General features: G+C 54.3%; 22 protein-coding genes. 11 read left to right on the forward strand and 11 right to left on the reverse strand.

Features of this window, described 5'->3' with window-relative positions:
- The first annotated feature begins 5 nt into the window (after nt 1-5).
- The 4 genes from trpB to yedF all read left to right on the forward strand — a co-directional run bounded on the left by trpB (nt 6) and on the right by yedF (nt 3,630).
- The gene (trpB, locus tag IM284_RS17280; protein ID WP_028013413.1) at nt 6-1,199 is read left to right on the forward strand and encodes a tryptophan synthase subunit beta; all 1,194 of its coding nucleotides are present in this window, start codon (nt 6-8) and stop codon (nt 1,197-1,199) included.
- Nucleotides 1,199-2,008: a tryptophan synthase subunit alpha gene (gene trpA, locus IM284_RS17285; protein WP_041909626.1), complete on the forward strand. Its 810-nt coding sequence runs from the start codon at nt 1,199-1,201 to the stop codon at nt 2,006-2,008. Before trpB ends, trpA begins: the two co-directional genes overlap by 1 nt.
- 180 nt (nt 2,009-2,188) lie before the next feature.
- Nucleotides 2,189-3,400 (forward strand): selenium metabolism membrane protein YedE/FdhT, encoded by a 1,212-nt coding sequence (gene yedE, locus IM284_RS17290; RefSeq protein WP_047368707.1) that lies wholly within the window; start codon nt 2,189-2,191, stop codon nt 3,398-3,400.
- The gene (yedF, locus tag IM284_RS17295) at nt 3,397-3,630 is read left to right on the forward strand and encodes a sulfurtransferase-like selenium metabolism protein YedF (RefSeq protein ID WP_045260667.1); all 234 of its coding nucleotides are present in this window, start codon (nt 3,397-3,399) and stop codon (nt 3,628-3,630) included. Before yedE ends, yedF begins: the two co-directional genes overlap by 4 nt.
- Nucleotides 3,631-3,673: 43 nt before the next feature.
- Here yedF and ompW read toward each other — a convergent pair whose 3' ends face one another.
- Entirely contained in the window at nt 3,674-4,306 is a 633-nt protein-coding gene (ompW, locus tag IM284_RS17300; protein ID WP_045260668.1) for an outer membrane protein OmpW, read from the reverse strand.
- Nucleotides 4,307-4,587: 281 nt separating this feature from the next.
- On the opposite strand from ompW, the gene IM284_RS17305 reads away from it, so the two are divergent.
- From IM284_RS17305 to yciA, 4 genes are all read left to right on the forward strand, one after another.
- Nucleotides 4,588-4,992, forward strand: coding sequence for a YkgJ family cysteine cluster protein (locus IM284_RS17305; RefSeq protein WP_048338869.1), 405 nt, complete (start codon nt 4,588-4,590; stop codon nt 4,990-4,992).
- A gap of 25 nt (nt 4,993-5,017) precedes the next feature.
- Nucleotides 5,018-5,761, forward strand: a complete 744-nt coding sequence (locus IM284_RS17310; RefSeq protein WP_047368708.1) for a YciC family protein — start codon at nt 5,018-5,020, stop codon at nt 5,759-5,761.
- A 56-nt stretch (nt 5,762-5,817) separates the two neighbouring features.
- On the forward strand, nt 5,818-6,357 hold the full coding sequence (locus IM284_RS17315; protein WP_028013419.1) for a septation protein A: 540 nt from the start codon (nt 5,818-5,820) through the stop codon (nt 6,355-6,357).
- Nucleotides 6,358-6,461: 104 nt separating this feature from the next.
- Nucleotides 6,462-6,857 carry an acyl-CoA thioester hydrolase YciA gene (gene yciA / locus IM284_RS17320; RefSeq protein ID WP_028013420.1) on the forward strand — a complete coding sequence of 132 codons (396 nt, stop codon included), beginning with the start codon at nt 6,462-6,464 and terminating at the stop codon, nt 6,855-6,857.
- Between the two features lie 38 nt (nt 6,858-6,895).
- Here the strand turns inward: yciA and tonB are convergent, their stop codons facing one another.
- Entirely contained in the window at nt 6,896-7,618 is a 723-nt protein-coding gene (gene tonB, locus IM284_RS17325) for a TonB system transport protein TonB (RefSeq protein ID WP_047368768.1), read from the reverse strand.
- A gap of 222 nt (nt 7,619-7,840) precedes the next feature.
- Between tonB and IM284_RS17330 the strand changes: the two genes are divergently transcribed.
- The gene (locus IM284_RS17330; protein WP_047368709.1) at nt 7,841-8,137 is read left to right on the forward strand and encodes a YciI family protein; all 297 of its coding nucleotides are present in this window, start codon (nt 7,841-7,843) and stop codon (nt 8,135-8,137) included.
- A gap of 34 nt (nt 8,138-8,171) precedes the next feature.
- On the opposite strand, the gene leuE is transcribed toward IM284_RS17330, so the two are convergent.
- Both leuE and IM284_RS17340 read right to left on the reverse strand, forming a co-directional pair.
- Nucleotides 8,172-8,807 carry a leucine efflux protein LeuE gene (gene leuE / locus IM284_RS17335; RefSeq protein WP_028013423.1) on the reverse strand — a complete coding sequence of 212 codons (636 nt, stop codon included), beginning with the start codon at nt 8,805-8,807 and terminating at the stop codon, nt 8,172-8,174.
- 106 nt (nt 8,808-8,913) lie between these two features.
- The gene (locus IM284_RS17340) at nt 8,914-9,087 is read right to left on the reverse strand and encodes a YciY family protein (protein ID WP_086379783.1); all 174 of its coding nucleotides are present in this window, start codon (nt 9,085-9,087) and stop codon (nt 8,914-8,916) included.
- Nucleotides 9,088-9,231: 144 nt separating this feature from the next.
- On the opposite strand from IM284_RS17340, the gene cls reads away from it, so the two are divergent.
- Together cls and IM284_RS17350 are read left to right on the forward strand one after the other, a co-directional pair.
- A complete protein-coding gene (gene cls / locus IM284_RS17345; protein WP_028013424.1) occupies nt 9,232-10,692 on the forward strand; it encodes a cardiolipin synthase in 1,461 nt (486 codons plus the stop codon).
- Nucleotides 10,693-10,725: 33 nt separating this feature from the next.
- Nucleotides 10,726-11,055: an HI1450 family dsDNA-mimic protein gene (locus IM284_RS17350; protein WP_006810881.1), complete on the forward strand. Its 330-nt coding sequence runs from the start codon at nt 10,726-10,728 to the stop codon at nt 11,053-11,055.
- 31 nt (nt 11,056-11,086) lie between these two features.
- Here IM284_RS17350 and IM284_RS17355 read toward each other — a convergent pair whose 3' ends face one another.
- From IM284_RS17355 to IM284_RS23405, 7 genes are all read right to left on the reverse strand, one after another.
- Entirely contained in the window at nt 11,087-11,923 is an 837-nt protein-coding gene (locus IM284_RS17355; protein WP_045260682.1) for an ion transporter, read from the reverse strand.
- 48 nt (nt 11,924-11,971) lie between these two features.
- Nucleotides 11,972-12,976 (reverse strand): murein tripeptide/oligopeptide ABC transporter ATP-binding protein OppF, encoded by a 1,005-nt coding sequence (oppF, locus tag IM284_RS17360; protein WP_041909608.1) that lies wholly within the window; start codon nt 12,974-12,976, stop codon nt 11,972-11,974.
- Complete coding sequence (locus IM284_RS17365; RefSeq protein ID WP_028013427.1) at nt 12,973-13,986, reverse strand: ABC transporter ATP-binding protein; 1,014 nt, start codon at nt 13,984-13,986, stop codon at nt 12,973-12,975. The genes oppF and IM284_RS17365 overlap by 4 nt, the downstream gene beginning before the upstream one ends.
- An 11-nt stretch (nt 13,987-13,997) precedes the next feature.
- Nucleotides 13,998-14,906, reverse strand: coding sequence for an oligopeptide ABC transporter permease OppC (gene oppC / locus IM284_RS17370; protein ID WP_028013428.1), 909 nt, complete (start codon nt 14,904-14,906; stop codon nt 13,998-14,000).
- A 14-nt stretch (nt 14,907-14,920) separates the two neighbouring features.
- Nucleotides 14,921-15,841 (reverse strand): oligopeptide ABC transporter permease OppB, encoded by a 921-nt coding sequence (oppB, locus tag IM284_RS17375; protein ID WP_028013429.1) that lies wholly within the window; start codon nt 15,839-15,841, stop codon nt 14,921-14,923.
- Between the two features lie 83 nt (nt 15,842-15,924).
- A complete protein-coding gene (oppA, locus tag IM284_RS17380; protein ID WP_028013430.1) occupies nt 15,925-17,556 on the reverse strand; it encodes an oligopeptide ABC transporter substrate-binding protein OppA in 1,632 nt (543 codons plus the stop codon).
- A 136-nt stretch (nt 17,557-17,692) separates the two neighbouring features.
- Nucleotides 17,693-17,942: hypothetical protein (locus IM284_RS23405; protein WP_226838825.1), on the reverse strand; the 250-nt coding region annotated here is incomplete at its 5' end.

The raw sequence follows: 17,942 nt of genomic DNA on the forward strand, positions 1-17,942 counted from the left end.
AGAAGATGACGACATTACTTAACCCGTATTTTGGTGAATTCGGCGGGATGTACGTTCCGCAAATCCTGATGCCCGCGCTGCGCCAGCTGGAAGAAGCGTTCGTGAGCGCGCAGAAAGATCCTGCGTTTCAGGCGGAGTTTACCGACCTGCTGAAAAACTACGCCGGGCGTCCAACCGCGCTGACCAAATGCCGCAACCTGACCGAAGGCACCAAAACCACGCTGTATCTTAAGCGTGAAGATCTGCTGCACGGCGGCGCGCATAAAACTAACCAGGTGCTGGGCCAGGCGCTGCTCGCGAAGCGTATGGGTAAAACCGAAATCATCGCCGAAACCGGCGCGGGCCAGCACGGCGTGGCTTCTGCGCTCGCCAGCGCCCTGCTCGGCCTGAAGTGCCGCATCTATATGGGTGCTAAAGACGTTGAGCGTCAGTCGCCGAACGTGTTCCGTATGCGCCTGATGGGTGCGGAAGTGATCCCGGTGCACAGCGGTTCTGCGACGCTGAAAGATGCCTGTAACGAAGCGCTGCGCGACTGGTCCGGCAGCTATGAAACCGCGCACTATATGCTCGGCACCGCGGCAGGTCCTCACCCGTTCCCGACCATCGTGCGCGAATTCCAGCGCATGATTGGTGAAGAGACCAAAGCGCAGATCCTTGAAAAAGAGGGTCGCCTGCCGGATGCAGTCATTGCCTGCGTCGGCGGCGGGTCTAACGCCATCGGCATGTTTGCCGATTTTATCGACGAAACCCGCGTAGGGCTGATTGGCGTCGAGCCTGCCGGTCATGGGATTGAAACCGGCGAGCACGGCGCGCCGCTGAAGCATGGCCGCGTGGGGATCTACTTCGGCATGAAAGCCCCGATGATGCAGACCGATGAAGGGCAGATTGAAGAGTCTTACTCAATTTCTGCCGGACTGGACTTCCCGTCCGTTGGGCCACAGCACGCGTTCCTGAACAGCACGGGGCGCGCGGACTATGTCTCCATTACCGATGACGAAGCGCTGGAAGCCTTCAAAACGCTGTGCCGCAGCGAAGGGATCATCCCGGCGCTGGAGTCTTCTCACGCGCTGGCGCACGCGCTGAAAATGATGAAAGAGAACCCGGAAAAAGAGCAACTGCTGGTGGTGAACCTTTCCGGTCGCGGTGACAAAGATATCTTCACCGTTCACGATATTTTGAAAGCACGAGGGGAAATCTGATGGAACGCTACGATAACGTATTTGCTGAACTGAAATCCCGCCAGGAAGGCGCGTTCGTCCCCTTCGTTACCCTGGGCGACCCTGGCCCTGAGCAGTCTCTGAAGATTATCGACGCCCTGATTGAAGCCGGCGCCGACGCGCTGGAGCTGGGTATTCCGTTCTCCGATCCGCTGGCGGATGGCCCGACCATCCAGAACGCCACCCTGCGCGCCTTTGCGGCAGGCGTGACCCCAACCCAGTGCTTTGAAATGCTGGCGGCGATCCGCCAGAAGCACCCGACCATTCCGATTGGCCTGCTGATGTACGCCAACCTGGTGTTCAACCGTGGTGTTGACGAGTTCTATGCAGAATGCGCGCGCGTGGGTGTCGACTCGGTCCTGGTAGCAGACGTGCCCGTGGAAGAGTCCGCGCCGTTTCGTCAGGCGGCAATGCGCCACAACGTTGCGCCGATTTTCATCTGCCCGCCTAACGCGGACGATGAACTGCTGCGCCAGATAGCCTCTTACGGACGCGGGTATACCTATCTGCTTTCGCGCGCGGGCGTGACTGGCGCCGAGAATAAAGCGGCCCTGCCGCTGCATCATCTGGTGGAAAAGCTGGCCGAGTACCATGCCGCGCCGCCGCTGCAGGGCTTCGGGATCTCCTCTCCGGATCAGGTCACCGCGGCGATTGACGCGAAGGCGGCGGGTGCCATCTCCGGCTCCGCGATTGTGAAGATCATCGAGAAGAACGTGGACAAGCCCGAGCAGATGCTGGCCGAGCTGAAGGCGTTTGTGACTGCCATGAAGGCGGCGACGCGTAAAGCCTGACCCCTCCACCGTCTGGCAACCCTGCCAGACGGTTACTCCTCCTTCTCCATCCTCTCCAAAGGATTACGTCAAAATTGATCCCGTCGATATTTTCGGTGTGAATAGCTTTTCAAACTTTCGCGTAAGCGTATGATCTGGACTCTTTTTAGCACTAATCCTTCTGAGTTCAGAGGCTTATTCATGTCATGGCAATACTTCAAACAGACTTACCTGGTTAAGTTCTGGTCACCTGTTCCGGCCGTCATCGCGGCAGGCATTCTCTCTACTTATTATTTCGGCATTACCGGCACCTTCTGGGCCGTCACCGGTGAATTCACCCGCTGGGGTGGGCAACTGCTGCAGCTCGCAGGCGTGCACACCGAAGAGTGGGGATACTTCAAACTCATTCACCTGGACGGCACCCCGCTTACCCGCATCGACGGAATGATGATTATCGGCATGTTCGGCGGCTGCTTCGCTGCGGCGCTGTGGGCAAACAACGTTAAGCTGCGCATGCCCAAAAGCCGCGTTCGCATCATGCAGGCGGTAGTCGGGGGTATGATTGCCGGGTTTGGCGCCCGCCTGGCGATGGGCTGTAATCTGGCCGCGTTCTTTACGGGGATTCCGCAGTTCTCCCTTCATGCCTGGTTTTTTGCCGTGGCCACGGCGATTGGCTCTTACTTCGGAGCAAAATTCACCCTTCTGCCGCTGTTCCGCATTCCGGTGAAAATGACAAAAGTCAGCGCGGCGTCCCCGCTAACCCAAAAACCGGAGCAGGCAAAGCGCCGTTTCCGCCTGGGTATGCTGGTCTTTTTTGCTATGATTGCATGGGCCATTTGCACGGCGATGAATCAGCCGAAGCTTGGCCTGGCGATGTTGTTCGGCGTCGGCTTTGGCCTGCTGATCGAACGCGCGCAGATCTGCTTTACCTCTGCGTTTCGCGATATGTGGATCACCGGAAGGACGATGATGGCGAAGGCAATCATTGCCGGCATGGCGGTGAGCGCTATCGGCATTTTCAGCTATGTTCAGCTCGGTGTTGAACCGAAGATCATGTGGGCTGGCCCGAACGCGGTGATTGGCGGTCTGCTGTTTGGCTTCGGGATTGTGCTGGCGGGCGGGTGTGAAACCGGCTGGATGTACCGCGCGGTTGAAGGACAGGTGCACTACTGGTGGGTCGGGCTTGGGAATGTCCTTGGATCCACACTCCTCGCATACTTCTGGGACGACGTGTCCCCGGTGCTTGCCACAAACTGGGACAAGGTTAACCTGCTGAGCGCTTTCGGCCCTCTCGGCGGCCTGCTGGTGACTTATGCCCTGCTGCTGGTCGCTTTTTTACTGGTTGTCGCGCAGGAGAAACGCTTCTTCCGCCGTGCCGTCGTCAAAACTGAAACGCAGGAGAACGCTGCATGAAAGAGATCGTCCCCGACTATCGTCTGGATATGGTCGGTGAACCCTGCCCGTATCCGGCGGTTGCCACGCTTGAGGCACTGCCGCAGCTGGAAAAAGGGGAAATTCTGGAGGTGGTGAGCGATTGTCCGCAATCCATCAACAACATTCCGCTGGATGCAAAAAACCACGGTTATACGGTGCTGGATATCCAGCAGGACGGGCCAACCATTCGCTATTTGATTCAGAAGTAATAGACGAAATGCGCCCCCTCGGGGGCGCATTAAACATACAGAATTAGAAACGATAACCCGCAGAGAACATGAACACCCACGGATCCAGACGCGTATTGATGCTTTGCTGCTCGCCGCCCGCCTTGAAGCGTACGTCCGTATCAATATCCATATACCAGACCGAGGCGTTGATCAGCCAGTCGCGGTTAATCAGATAGTCCAGACCAACCTGCCCAGCCATACCCCACGAGTCTTTCAGGCTGAGATCGGAGAGTCCTGCTTCTTTGCCGGTATCGTTGAATTTCTCATCGAAGAAGGTGGTGTAGTTCACACCCGCGCCAATATATGGACGCACCTTGCTGCTGGCATCGCCAAAGTACCATTGCGCCATCAGCGTTGGCGGTAAATGGTGAACCGTGGCGATATCACCGGTCGCACCAAGACCGACACGGTGACGGAACGGTGTTGCCGCCAGAAGCTCAACCCCAACGTTATCCGTCGCCATCCAGGTGAATGTTAAACCTAACTGGGTGTTGTTACTGACGTTAAAACCGCCCATACCCAGCACGTTATCCGATCCTTCAGTTGGGCGAACCGTAGCCGAACCGGCACGAATAAAGAATTCGCCTGCTTCATGCGCATACGCGCCGCCAGAGAGACTGCTTAATACAAGGGCTGCCACCGCTAATTTTTTCATATCCGCTCCATCGTTGTGGTTTTAATCGCGGATGAGAATATACTCACAAAAGAGTAATAAGTGATCTGCCACAGATCACATTAAAACCAGTAAGTTAACATTCATTGATCTGGGTTAATTTTTTGTGGCGCTTTGAAAAGCAATAAGTTGTTTCTATGTCAATTTTTGGCATTTCACAGTTACAAAATTTTCTCTTTTCCCCCTCTTGCTCTTCCTCTGTCGGCTGGATAATTTATCGCTCTCACAAGTTGATTTGATGCGTTCTTTTTTGCAGGTGTGCCATGAGTGAAGTTAACCCGTGCATGACGTGCGGAGCCTGTTGTGCGTATTTTCGAGTCTCTTTCTACTGGGCTGAAGCCAGCGATGGCGGCGGTACCGTTCCGGTTCATCTTACTGAGCCGTTAACCCCCTTTCTGCGCTGCATGAGCGGCACCAATCAAAAGCAGGCCCGCTGCGCGGCCTTACAAGGTGAGCCCGGGGTTTTGACCCGGTGCGCAATCTATGAGGATCGCCCCAGCCCGTGCCGGGAATTTGCCATGTCGGGGGAAGATGGGCAGGTCAACGAAGCCTGTAATCGCGCCCGCGCGCGCTTTGGATTACCGCCGCTTTACAAAGATATGCTTTTCCATACAAGCCTTGATGCTGCCACAGCAGGTTCATCCGGTGTACAATTGCCGGCTAATTAACACCTGCAATACGCAAGGAGAGTGCATGTCTATCACGGCGAAGTCTGTCTACCGTGACACGGGAAATTTTTTCCGCAATCAGTTCATTACCTTTTTACTGATCGCGTTGCTTTGCGCCTTTATCACTGTGGTGCTCGGTCATGCGTTCTCACCGAGTGAAGAACAGATTGCCAGCCTGAGCCAGGGCGACCATCTTGCAGGAAGCGTTGGGCTATTTGAACTGGTGCAAAACATGACGCCAGAGCAGCAACAAATTCTGCTGCGGGCGTCTGCCGCATCCACGTTTTCTGGCCTGATTGGTAACGCCATTCTGGCGGGCGGCGTTTTGCTGATGATCCAACTGGTGTCGGCGGGCCACCGGGTCAGCGCCTTGCGGGCGATTGGCGCCAGCGCGCCGATCTTACCTAAGCTGTTTATTCTGATCTTTTTAACCACCATGCTGGTGCAGATGGGAATTATGCTGGTTGTGGTGCCGGGCGTGTTACTGGCTATTGTGCTCGCTTTTGCCCCAGTAATGGTCGTGCAGGATAAAATGGGAATTTTTACCGCGATGCGCAGCAGCATCCGACTCGCATGGGCTAATATGCGTCTGGTGGCTCCCGCAGTCATTGCCTGGCTGCTGGCAAAAACGCTCCTGCTCCTGTTTGCTCCGAATTTTGCGGTATTAACCCCGAACGTCGGCGCGGTGGTCGCGAATACATTGAGCAACCTGATTTCAGCGGTGCTGCTTGTCTATCTGTTCCGCCTGTATATGTTAATTCGTCAGTAACCCTGATGCCGGGTGCATGACAGGGTCCGGCTCAACAAAGAAGATGGAATCACAGAATGAAGCAGTTTCTTGATTTTTTACCGCTGGTGGTCTTTTTCGCGTTTTACAAACTGTATGACATTTATGCTGCCACCACGGCGTTGATTATTGCGACAGCGGTTGTGCTGATCTACAGCTGGGTGCGCTACCGTAAAGTTGAGAAAATGGCGCTGGTAACGTTCGTCCTGGTCGCCGTATTCGGCGGGCTAACCCTCTTCTTCCACAATGATGAATTTATCAAGTGGAAAGTGACGGTGATCTACGCGCTGTTTGCGGGTGCGCTGCTCATCAGCCAGTGGGTGATGAAAAAGCCGCTGATCCAGCGCATGCTCGGCAAAGAGTTGACGCTGCCACAGGAAGTCTGGTCGCGCCTGAATATCGCCTGGGCCGTGTTCTTTATCCTTTGCGGTCTTGCCAATATCTATATCGCTTTCTGGCTGCCACAGAATATCTGGGTCAACTTCAAGGTCTTCGGCCTGACGGCCCTGACGCTGATATTCACCCTGCTAAGCGGCATTTATATCTATCGCCACATGCCGCAGGACGACAAGCACTGATTGCTGACTGACCAGAACGTGTTCGACAGGCGTTCTGGTCTATTCTCTCCGCTGTGAAATCATAGTAGCATCCCGCCTGAAGTCTTCCGTTATGAGTTAAAACAATGACAACAAATAACGCCCCTCAGGGCGAACTGGTTTTACGCACACTGGCAATGCCCGCTGACACCAATGCCAATGGCGATATTTTTGGCGGCTGGCTGATGTCGCAGATGGATATGGGCGGCGCAATTCTGGCAAAAGAGATTGCTCACGGACGCGTGGTGACCGTGCGGGTGGATGGAATGACCTTCCTGCGCCCGGTTGCGGTAGGTGATGTGGTTTGCTGTTACGCCCGCTGCGTAAAGCGCGGCAATACATCCATCTCCATCAACATTGAAGTCTGGGTGAAGAAAGTCTCTTCTGAACCGATTGGACAGCGCTATAAAGCAACTGAAGCGCTGTTTATTTATGTCGCTGTCGATAGCGAGGGTAAACCTCGTCAGCTTCCGCCAGCCTGAATGGCAGGCAAAAAAAAGCCTCCTTTCGGAGGCTTTTCTTATTCCATCTGCGCCCCGCCATTCAGGCGGAAAACAATGTTCACGATCAGTCCGCTTCCCGGTTTACCGGGTTCGTAGCGCCATCTGCGCATCGCCGACTTCACTTCGCGCTCAAACATATTTGAAGGTTGAGCAGACAGAATTTCCAGGTTATCCACGCGGCCATCCGCAGTCACGTCAAATTTCACCCGTACGCGACCTTCAATACGCAAGGCCTGAGCCCGCGCCGGATACTGAGGCTGATTACGGCTCAACGCACGTGGGCCCGCTGGTGCGGCAACCGTCGGCTTCGCCGCCGGTGCGCTGTTATTCATGACCGGACGCGAAGGCGCTGCATTCTCGACCGGCTGGGTCGCGCGCGGTTCAACCGGGCGTTCTTCACGTTTCGGACGCTCCTCGACCTTCTTCACCGGCTTTGGCTTCGGCTTAGGTTTTGGCTTCGGTTCAGGTTTGTGGATCACCACCGGTGCCTCCTTCGGTGGCTCCGGTACAGGCTCGGGTTCCGGTTCAGGCTCAGCAACCGGCTGTGGCGGTGGTGGCGCAACCTGCGGCGGTTCGAGATCCGCTGGCGAGACCATGGTTACCGAGATCGGCTGGGCGGGTGCGGGCATTTCAATAACCTGATGAACCGAGGTGTAGAGCAAACCCGCCACGACGGCACCGTGAATCACGACGGACAACAGCGTCGGCCAGGGAAAGCGGCGAGGTAAATCAAGGGTCATCGAAGTCATAATCATCAACGTTAAAAAACCGGACCCTGATTTTAAATGCAAATAGCAATCATATTCAATAAGACACTTTGTTCTGGCGCAATTTAAGCGCAGGAGTGGTCAAAAAAAGGACATCCAGATCGGGGTATTAACGTTGTTTTTATCTTTACATTGCAGTCAATTGCCCTTTCACATAACGTAACTGACACTTTATAACGCTTAAGGAGCTTCACCGTGCTTTACGTGATTTACTCTGAAGATGTCGCTGATTCCCTCGAAAAACGTCACTCTGTTCGCCCTGCCCATCTGGCTCGCCTGCAGCTGCTCCAGGACGAAGGCCGTTTGCTGACCGCGGGTCCAATGCCTGCTGTTGACAGCAATGACCCGGGAGCCGCCGGTTTTTCTGGCTCTACGGTTATTGCTGAGTTTGAGTCTCTTGAAGCGGCGCAGGCCTGGGCTGACGCAGACCCATACGTTGCGGCGGGTGTGTATGCAAAAGTGACGGTGCGACCGTATAAGAAAGTGTTCTGAGGTAAAAAGGCTCCCTCAGGAGCCTTTCTTCACATCAATGCAGTGACGCTAACCGCGCCGCAAACCCGACAAACAGCAGCCCTATCAGCCCGTTCCCCAGCTTTGCCAGTTTCTTTTTGGTTTTCAGATAACGCGTAACAAACGCCCCAGAGAAGATCAGGAAGCTCATGTACATAAAGCTAATCAGCTCAAGCGTGGTAGCGAGGATCAGGAAAGAGGTCCCGGTATTTTGCGCATTCACGTCGATAAACTGCACAAAGAACGAAACGTAGAACAGAATCGCTTTTGGATTGGTCAGGCTCAGGACGAGGGAGCGTTTCATGATCGTGCTGGCAGGCTCGGTTCCGCTCTCTTGAGCATTATTCTGACGTGTGATCACCGACCAGAGCATTTTTCCGCCCAACCACAGCAGATAGAAAGCCCCGAGATAGCGCACGATATTAAAGAGTACGGGGGTCGTCTGGATCAATGCCGCAACACCCGCCCAGGCCAGGAACATCAATACCGCATCACCGATAAACACACCGGTCGCGGCAAGATATCCTTTTTTAACACCGTGACCGATCCCCGTTTTCAGCACAAACAGGGTGTTTGGCCCGGGAACCAGCACGATAAAAAATGCGCCAACAACATACGTCCAGAAATTCAGTACGCCAAACTCCGCAAACACCTCTCCCTCCTTTTGCTAAAAATAACCGGAATATCGCCGCAATAACGATATTCGCAAAATAAGACACAATATAATCAGCGGGCACCTTGCGGTGCCCTCATGGGTTTCAGATATCCTGGACTGCGAACAGCAACGCATTGCGGTGCCGGGTCAATCCACATTTTCTGATGGCGTGGATACGCATATTGCGGCGGGATTGTGCTTCCAGCCAACGAGCCTTGCGACGACTCACCTGTCGCAACATACGCCAGCGCCCTACTTCTGTTCTACTGCGCTTCATGTCTACAACTCTTTCTCAAACAGAGCCGCCATTATAAACCCAACCCGACAGCAAACCAGCGCTTTTACCTGGCGTTTTTATTTGCCAGATGAATCCTGATGCGTACACTCATAACAATACGCTTTCAAAAGGATTTTTTTATCTATGACAACCTTCTACACCGTGGTGAGTTGGCTGGTCATTCTGGGATACTGGCTGTTAATCGCGGGTGTGACGTTACGCATCCTGATGAAGCGCAGAGCCGTACCCTCTGCCATGGCCTGGCTTCTGATCATTTATATCCTCCCACTGGTGGGAATTATTGCCTATCTCTCTTTCGGTGAGCTTCATCTTGGTAAACGCCGTGCCGAGCGGGCGCGCGCAATGTGGCCTTCCACCGCGAAGTGGCTTAACGATCTCAAAGCCTGTAAGCATATCTTTGCCGAGGAGAACAGCAGCGTCGCCTCCTCGCTGTTTAAGCTCTGCGAGCGCCGCCAGGGGATTGGCGGCGTTAAGGGCAATCAGCTCCAGCTTCTGACGTCGTCCGATGATGTCATGCAGGCGTTAATCCGCGATATTCAGCTGGCTCGCCATAATATTGAGATGGTGTTTTATATCTGGCAGCCCGGCGGCATGGCTGACCAGGTCGCTGAATCCCTGATGGCGGCCGCACGCAGGGGGATCCACTGCCGTCTGATGCTGGACTCCGCGGGCAGCGTGGCATTTTTCCGTAGCCCCTGGGCGGGCATGATGCGTAACGCCGGTATCGAGGTGGTTGAGGCACTGAAGGTGAATCTCCTGCGCGTGTTTCTGCGCCGGATGGACCTTCGCCAGCACCGTAAAATGGTCATGATCGATAACTATATTGCCTACACCGGCAGTATGAACATGGTTGACCCGCGCTTCTTTAAACAGGACTCCGGCGTCGGGCAATGGGTGGATCTGATGGCGCGAATGGAGGGGCCGATTGCCACCTCGATGGGCATCGTTTACTCCTGCGACTGGGAGATAGAGACCGGCAAGCGTATCCTGCCGCCACCGCCGGATGGCAATATTATGCCGTTTGAAGAGGCCAGCGGTCATACAATTCATACTATCGCCTCCGGACCGGGCTTCCCGGAGGACTTGATTCACCAGGCGCTGCTGACGGCAACCTACTCTGCGCGTGAATATCTGATCATGACGACGCCCTACTTTGTCCCCAGCGATGATCTGCTGCACGCGATTTGTACCGCAGCGCAGCGCGGCGTCGATGTCAGTATCATTCTGCCACGCAAAAATGACTCCCTTCTGGTGGGCTGGGCCAGCCGTGCCTTCTTTAGCGAACTGCTTGCCGCCGGGGTGAAAATTTACCAGTTTGAAGGCGGGCTCCTGCACACCAAGAGCGTGCTGGTCGACGGCGAATTAAGCCTGGTGGGCACGGTTAACCTTGATATGCGCAGCCTGTGGCTAAACTTTGAAATCACCCTGGTGATTGATGACGCCGGCTTTGGCGGTGACCTGGCGGCGGTTCAGGATGACTATATCTCCCGCTCGCGGCTGCTGGATGCCAGGCTGTGGGTAAAACGTCCGTTATGGCAGCGAATAGCTGAACGACTGTTTTACTTCTTTAGTCCGTTGCTGTAAAACGTGCCCAACGATGTTAAACAGGTAGTCATCATGGAAATGGATCTGAACAATCGCCTGACCGAAGACGAAACGCTCGAGCAGGCCTATGACATTTTTCTCGAACTGGCGGTTGATAACCTCGATCCCGCAGACGTGATCCTCTTTAATCTGCAGTTCGAAGAGCGCGGCGGTGCCGAATTGTTCGACCCTTCAGAGGACTGGGCCGAACATGTAGATTTCGACCTGAACCCTGACTTCTTTGCCGAAGTGGTTATTGGGCTGGCTGATGAAGACGGCGGTGAAATTAACGACATTTTTGCGCGCGTCCTGCTGTGTCGTGAGAAAGACCACAAGCTGTGCCACATACTCTGGCGCGAATAATAAAAAAGGCTGCGATAGCAGCCTTTTTTATTTAATCCGGTAACGCGCTTCCGCAGCGGTTGCAAAACCGCGCGCTGTGTTCATGATCGGCCTGGTGGCAGTTCGGACATTTGCGCCGCTGTTTATGGTTCTGAAACGCGCTGCTCATGTGCGTGGTAATAAGCCCCGTCGGAATGGCAATTACCGAATACCCAATCAGAATCAGCACGGATGCCACAATACGTCCCAGCGGCGTATGGGGCGTGATATCGCCATACCCCACGGTCGTAACGGTCACTATCGCCCAGTAGACGGACGCGTTGAGCGTCGTGAAGCCATATTTCGGCCCTTCGATCAAATACATCAGCGCGCCAAAAACAATCATCACGATGGCAATAAACGAATAGAACAGAATAAGCTGATGGCGTGCGCTGACGATCGCGCTCCAGAATACGCGCAGCGACGGCATAAAGCGCAGTAACTTCAGAATACGCAAGACCCGAATAACGCGCATCGCTCGCCAGGCGAAAACATAGTTGAGGCTGATCTCCGGCCACAGCCACATCACATAGAGCGGCAGGATCGTCGCTAAATCAATAAAGCCCCAGAAGCTAAAGACGTACTTTGCCGGGTTGGGCCAGCAAACAACACGCAGAATATACTCAGCGGTAAAGACCAGGGTAATAATAAGTTCCAGCCAGACAAACGCATGCCATTCCTCAAATGTCAGGTGATATTGCGTCCCAACACCCGATTCAATAAAGATGACCACTACGCTCAATAGCGCAAACAGCGCACACAGACCTTCAAAACGGCGTCCCGATACCGTTTCAGGATCGAATAAAAGATGATAGAGCCGCCGACGGGCTGAAGTGAATAAACGCGACACGGTAACCTCGCAAAAAAATAAGGGCTGACATCATGTCAGCCCTTGCGATTATAGCGGGTCTACTTTCAGGCAGGAAACCGCATGTCGGAAACTGCCCTCCAGCACCGGTCGCGTTTTCGCGCATTCCGGCCCGGCCATCGGGCATCGCGTGCGGAACACGCAGCCCGACGGCGGATTGATCGGCGACGGCAATTCCCCTTCCAGAAGCTGAATCGTTTTATTCTTTTCCAGATCAGGATCGGGGATCGGCACAGCCGACATCAGCGCTTTGGTATAAGGGTGCAGCGGGTTGTGGTACACCTCGTCATAGGTTCCCAGTTCCACGGCATGGCCCAGATACATCACCAGCACGCGGTCAGAGATATGTTTTACCACCGCCAGGTCGTGCGCAATGAAGATCAGCGACAGCCCCATTTCGCGCTGCAATTTCTGAAGCAGGTTAACCACCTGCGCCTGAATCGACACGTCCAGCGCAGAGACCGGTTCATCACAGATAATCAGTTTCGGCTCAAGGATAAGCGCACGCGCAATGCCAATACGCTGACACTGGCCGCCTGAAAATTCATGCGGGTAACGGTTAATGAGGTTAGGCAACAGCCCGACTTTCAGCATCATCGCCTTCACGCGATCGCGAACTTCCTGACGCGGCATCTTTGGATGATAGGTGCGCAGCGGTTCGGCGATAATCTCACCGATGGTCATACGCGGGTTTAATGACGCCAGCGGATCCTGGAAAATCATCTGGATATCGCTGCGCACGTCGCGCCACTCGTCAGGCTTCATGCCCAGCAGATCTTTACCCAGCCAGGCCACTTTGCCGCCGGTGGCTTTCACCAGACCGATAATTGCACGCGCAAAGGTGGATTTACCGCAGCCGGATTCGCCCACCACGCCCAGGGTTTCCCCCTCATACAGACGCAAGGTGACGCCATCTACCGCTTTCAGGGTCTTCGGCGGCTGCCAGAACCACTGCTTGCCGTCTTTGATGTCGAAATGCACCTTGAGGTCGGCGATTTCGAGCAGCACGTTGCGTTTTTCATCTACTGCGTTCATACCAGCTCCTCCTGCGGCTTAAAGCAGGCGCGCAGACGGCCTGGGGCAAATTCTTCCAGCGGCGGCGCGCTGTTACAGATTTCCATCGCGTGCGGGCAGCGCGGCTGGAACGGACAGCCTTTCGGCAGTCGCAGCAGGTTTGGCGGGTTGCCCGGAATGGTGAGCAGGGATTCCCCTTCCGCATCAAGACGCGGTACCGCGTTCAGCAGGCCAATCGAGTACGGATGGGCTGGCTGATAGAACACGTCGCGCGCTTTGCCGTATTCCATGGTGCGCCCGGCGTACATCACCAGCACTTTGTCACAGATACCGGCAACCACGCCCAGATCGTGGGTGATCATGATAATCGCCGTGTTGAACTCACGCTTAAGCTCGTTCAGCAGGGTCATGATTTGCGCCTGCACGGTGACGTCCAGCGCGGTAGTCGGTTCATCGGCAATCAGCAGTTTTGGCCGGCACAACAGCGCCATGGCAATCATCACGCGCTGACGCATACCGCCAGAGAACTCGTGCGGGAACATGCGCATGCGCTTGCGCGCTTCCGGCATTTTTACCGCATCCAGCATTTTAACGGATTCCTCAAAAGCTTCCGCTTTGCCCAGACCTTTGTGCAGCATCAGGACTTCCATCAGCTGCTCACCGACGCGCATATACGGGTTCAAGGAGGTCATCGGATCCTGGAAAATCATTGAGATCTGTTCGGCGCGAAGCTTGTTCAGCTCGAGCTCCGGCAGGTTAAGAATTTCGCGACCGTTGAATTTCGCCGAACCGCCAATCACGCCGTTAGCGGCCAGCAGGCCCATTAACGCAAATGCCGTCTGGGATTTTCCGGAGCCGGATTCACCCACGATCCCCAGCGTTTCCCCTTTGCTCAGGTTAAAGTTGAGATCGTTGACCGCAGTAACATCGCCGTCCGGGGTTTTAAAGGTCACGCGGAGGTCTTTAACATCCAGCAGAAGATTGCTCTGCTGCTGCGCCTGTGGCGCGGTGGCCGTTTCAATAATTGTCATGACGGCGCTCCTTAACGGTCTTTCGGGTCGAGGGCATCACGCAGGCCATCGCCGATAAAGTTAAAACAAAACAGGGTGACGACCAGGAAACCCGCCGGATAAAGCAGCAGCCACGGTGAAACTTCCATCGAGTTTGCGCCGTCGCTCAGCAGTGCACCCCAGCTGCTCAGTGGCTCCTGCGTGCCCAGCCCCAGGAAGCTGAGGAAGGATTCAAACAGAATCATGCTTGGCACCAGCAGTGAGGCATAGACTACCACCACGCCCAGCACGTTAGGCACGATATGACGAACCACGATATTACTGGTTGATACCCCCCCTACCTGCGCCGCTTCGATAAACTCTTTGCGTTTGAGGCTCAGCGTCTGGCCGCGCACAATACGCGCCATATCCAGCCAGGAAACCATCCCGATGGCCACGAAGATCAACAGGATGTTCTGGCCGAAGAAGGTCACCAGCAAAATCACGAAGAACATAAACGGGAAGGAGTTCAGGATTTCCAGGAGACGCATCATCACCGAGTCTACTTTGCCGCCAAGGTAGCCGGAAAGCGCGCCGTAAAGCGTCCCCACGATCACCGCCACCAGCGCGGCGGCGATACCGACCATCAGAGAAATACGGCCACCAATTGCCACGCGCACCAGCAAATCACGGCCGGATGAATCGGTACCGAAATAGTGGCCGGACTCCATATCAGGCGCGCTGGACATCATGCCCCAGTCCGTATCGAAATAGGTAAATTGCGACAGCATCGGCGCCAGGGTGACAAACAGCGCGATGATCACCAGCACAACCAGGCTGGCGACCGCCGCACGGTTATGCATAAAGCGACGGCGCGCGTCCTGCCAGAGGCTACGACCTTCTACTTCCAGTTTTTCACTGAAGTTTTCCAGCGCCTCGCTGTTTTTCTTACTCAACATCATGGCGTGCTCCAGCGTTAGTAACGAATTTTCGGGTCGATAACGGCATACAGCACATCGACAACGGCGTTAAAGAGAATGGTCAGTGCGCCCACGAGGATCGTGAGGCTCAGAACGAGCGAGTAGTCACGGTTAAGCGCTCCGTTTACGAACAGTTGACCAATACCCGGCAGGCCGTAAATTGTTTCGATAACCATTGAACCCGTAATGATGCCGACGAATGCCGGTCCCATATAGGAGAGCACAGGCAGCAGCGCCGGCTTGAGCGCGTGGCGGAAGATGATCCGGCGCATCGGCAGCCCTTTCGCGCGCGCGGTGCGGATGAAGTTTGAGTGCAGCACTTCGATCATTGAACCACGGGTAATACGCGCGATACTGGCGATGTAGGCCAGCGATAATGCCACCATCGGCAAAATCATGAACTTCAATGCCCCGCCGTTCCAGCCGCCCCCGGGCAGCCATTTCAGCGTGATGGCAAATATCATCACCAGCAATGGCGCGACAACGAAGCTGGGTATGACTACCCCGGTCATTGCCACCCCCATTACGGCATAATCCCATTTGGTATTTTGTCTGAGCGCGGCGATAACGCCTGCGGTGACCCCGAGAACGACGGCCAGAATGAATGCTGCAGCACCCAGTTTTGCCGAGACCGGGAAGCTGGAGGCCACCAGATCGTTAACGGAATAGTCTTTATATTTAAATGACGGTCCAAAATCACCGTGCGCCAGCTGCTTCAGATAGTTGAAGTATTGGGTGGTGATGGGATCGTTTAAGTGATACTTCGCCTCGATGTTGGCCATGACTTCTGGCGGCAACGTACGTTCACCGGTAAATGGACTTCCCGGCGCGAGACGCATCATAAAGAAGGAAATCGTAATTAGAATAAATAACGTTGGTATCGCTTCTAGACAGCGACGCAGGATAAATTTCAACATTGCCCGTACCTTCTGGCGTGTGCCTGATGAATGTTACAAAGTAGACACAGTGGGGCAAGCCAGGCTCGCCCCACGTATTGCCATTAATGCTTGATAATATAAAGATTCTTAACGGAAATATTATCCAACGGGTCTTTACCGGTATAACCCCCTACCCACGGTTTCACCAGACGGGCGTTAACGTAGTAGTAAACCGGTACAATTGCAGAGTCTTTATCGAGCTGTTCTTCTGATTTCGCGTACAGCTCTGCGCGCTGCGCATCGTCAGACACTTTCAGGGTTTCAGCGATGATCTTGTCAAACGCCGGGCTCTTATAGTGCGCCGTGTTGTTTGAACTGTCGCTGAGCATGGTGTTCAGGAATGATGTCGGTTCGTTATAGTCCGCACACCAGCCCGCACGCGCCACGTCGAAGGTCCCCTGATGACGCGTATCGAGGAAGGTTTTCCACTCCTGGTTTTCCAGCTTAACGTTCACGCCCAGGTTTTTCTTCCAGATAGACGCGACGGCAATCGCCAGTTTTTTATGCAGATCTGATGTGTTATACAGCAGGTTGAACGTCAGCGGCTTGTCTGCGGTGTATCCTGCTTCCGCCAGCAGTTTTTTCGCTTCTTCGTTACGTTTTTCCTGCGACCATTTGAACCACTCAGGCTCAACCAGTTTCATCCCATCGGTATACGGAGGCGTGTAGCTGTACGCCGGCAGATCGCCCTGGTTTTTCACTTTGTTCACGATGATATCGCGATCCAGTGCCAGCTTCAGCGCGGTACGAACGCGCACGTCGGTGAACGGTGCTTTCTGGTTGTTGATTTCGTAATAATAGGTGCACAGATATGGATCGACGTGAACTTCTTTCGGGATCTCTTTCTTCAGCTTCTGGAACAGTTCAATCGGCATGTTGTTATAGGTCATGTCGATTTCACCGCTGCGGTAGCGGTTAACGTCGGTCACTTCGGAAGAGATTGGCAGGTAGGTGACCTGATTAATCACGGTCTTCGCGTTATCCCAGTACTGCGGGTTACGCTCCAGCACCATACGTTCGTTGACCACCCAGTCTTTAAGCTTATAGGCACCATTGGTCACGATATTGGCAGGCTGCGTCCATTTTTCACCAAATTTTTCCACGGCGGATTTTGGTACCGGCGAGACGGATGGGTGAACCAGCAGCTTATAGAAGTACGGAACAGGTTCGCTCAACGTCACTTCAAAGGTATTAGCATCGATCGCCTTCACGCCCAGGTCGGTGACCGGCTTTTTACCGGCGATAATGTCATCGATATTGGCGATGTGGCCATACTGCAGATAGCTCGCATACGGAGAGGCGGTATTTGGATTCGCCAGGCGCTGCCAGCTATATACGAAATCTTCGGCGGTAACCGGTGTACCGTCGGACCATTTGGCATCTTTACGCAGATGGAAGGTCCAGACTTTGAAATCTTTATTTTCCCACTTTTCTGCCACACCCGGTGCCGGGTGGCCGTCTACGTCAGTCACCAGCAGACCTTCGAACAGGTCGCGGTTAACGTTTGACTCAGGAACGCCTTCAATTTTATGCGGATCGAGAGACTGCACTTCCGCACCGTTGTTACGCACCAGCGTCTGTTTTTCCGCCAGTTGAACACCTGCAGGAACGTCCGCAGCCATTGCAGCGTTTCCCGCGATTAGCGCAGTTAAAATCCCCGCCGCTACCAGATTTTTTTTTGTGATGATGGACATTGTGTTGGTACTCCACTCATTATAATTACTGGCTTTCGCCAGCTGTCTAATCCCCTGTTGGGGCCTGTACAGCGCAGGAGTTTTTTTTGCTGCTGTCAGGTTCTTTTTTTACTGCTTGCTATCACCGACTTTTTTATTACTGACCGCTCGTATGGCCGTCTTGCGTCGATTCTTGCCAGGCCTCCCCTGTTTGAGACCTGTGCTGGATATCTGAGAAGAGGATTATATGAAAATAATTCTCATCTACTTGTTTTAGGCTGCAAAATAGTAGGCCGGAAAGTATCAAATGGCGTAAACACGCGCCAATACATTTTGCAAATTTGTTAAGCAATTCTCTTTTACGGCCCAGGTCGTATCGTCCTGCCCAGCCCTTCCATACTTTAATC

The organism is Enterobacter cloacae complex sp. P12RS (assembly GCF_014895875.1).
GTDB lineage: Bacteria > Pseudomonadota > Gammaproteobacteria > Enterobacterales > Enterobacteriaceae > Enterobacter > Enterobacter bugandensis.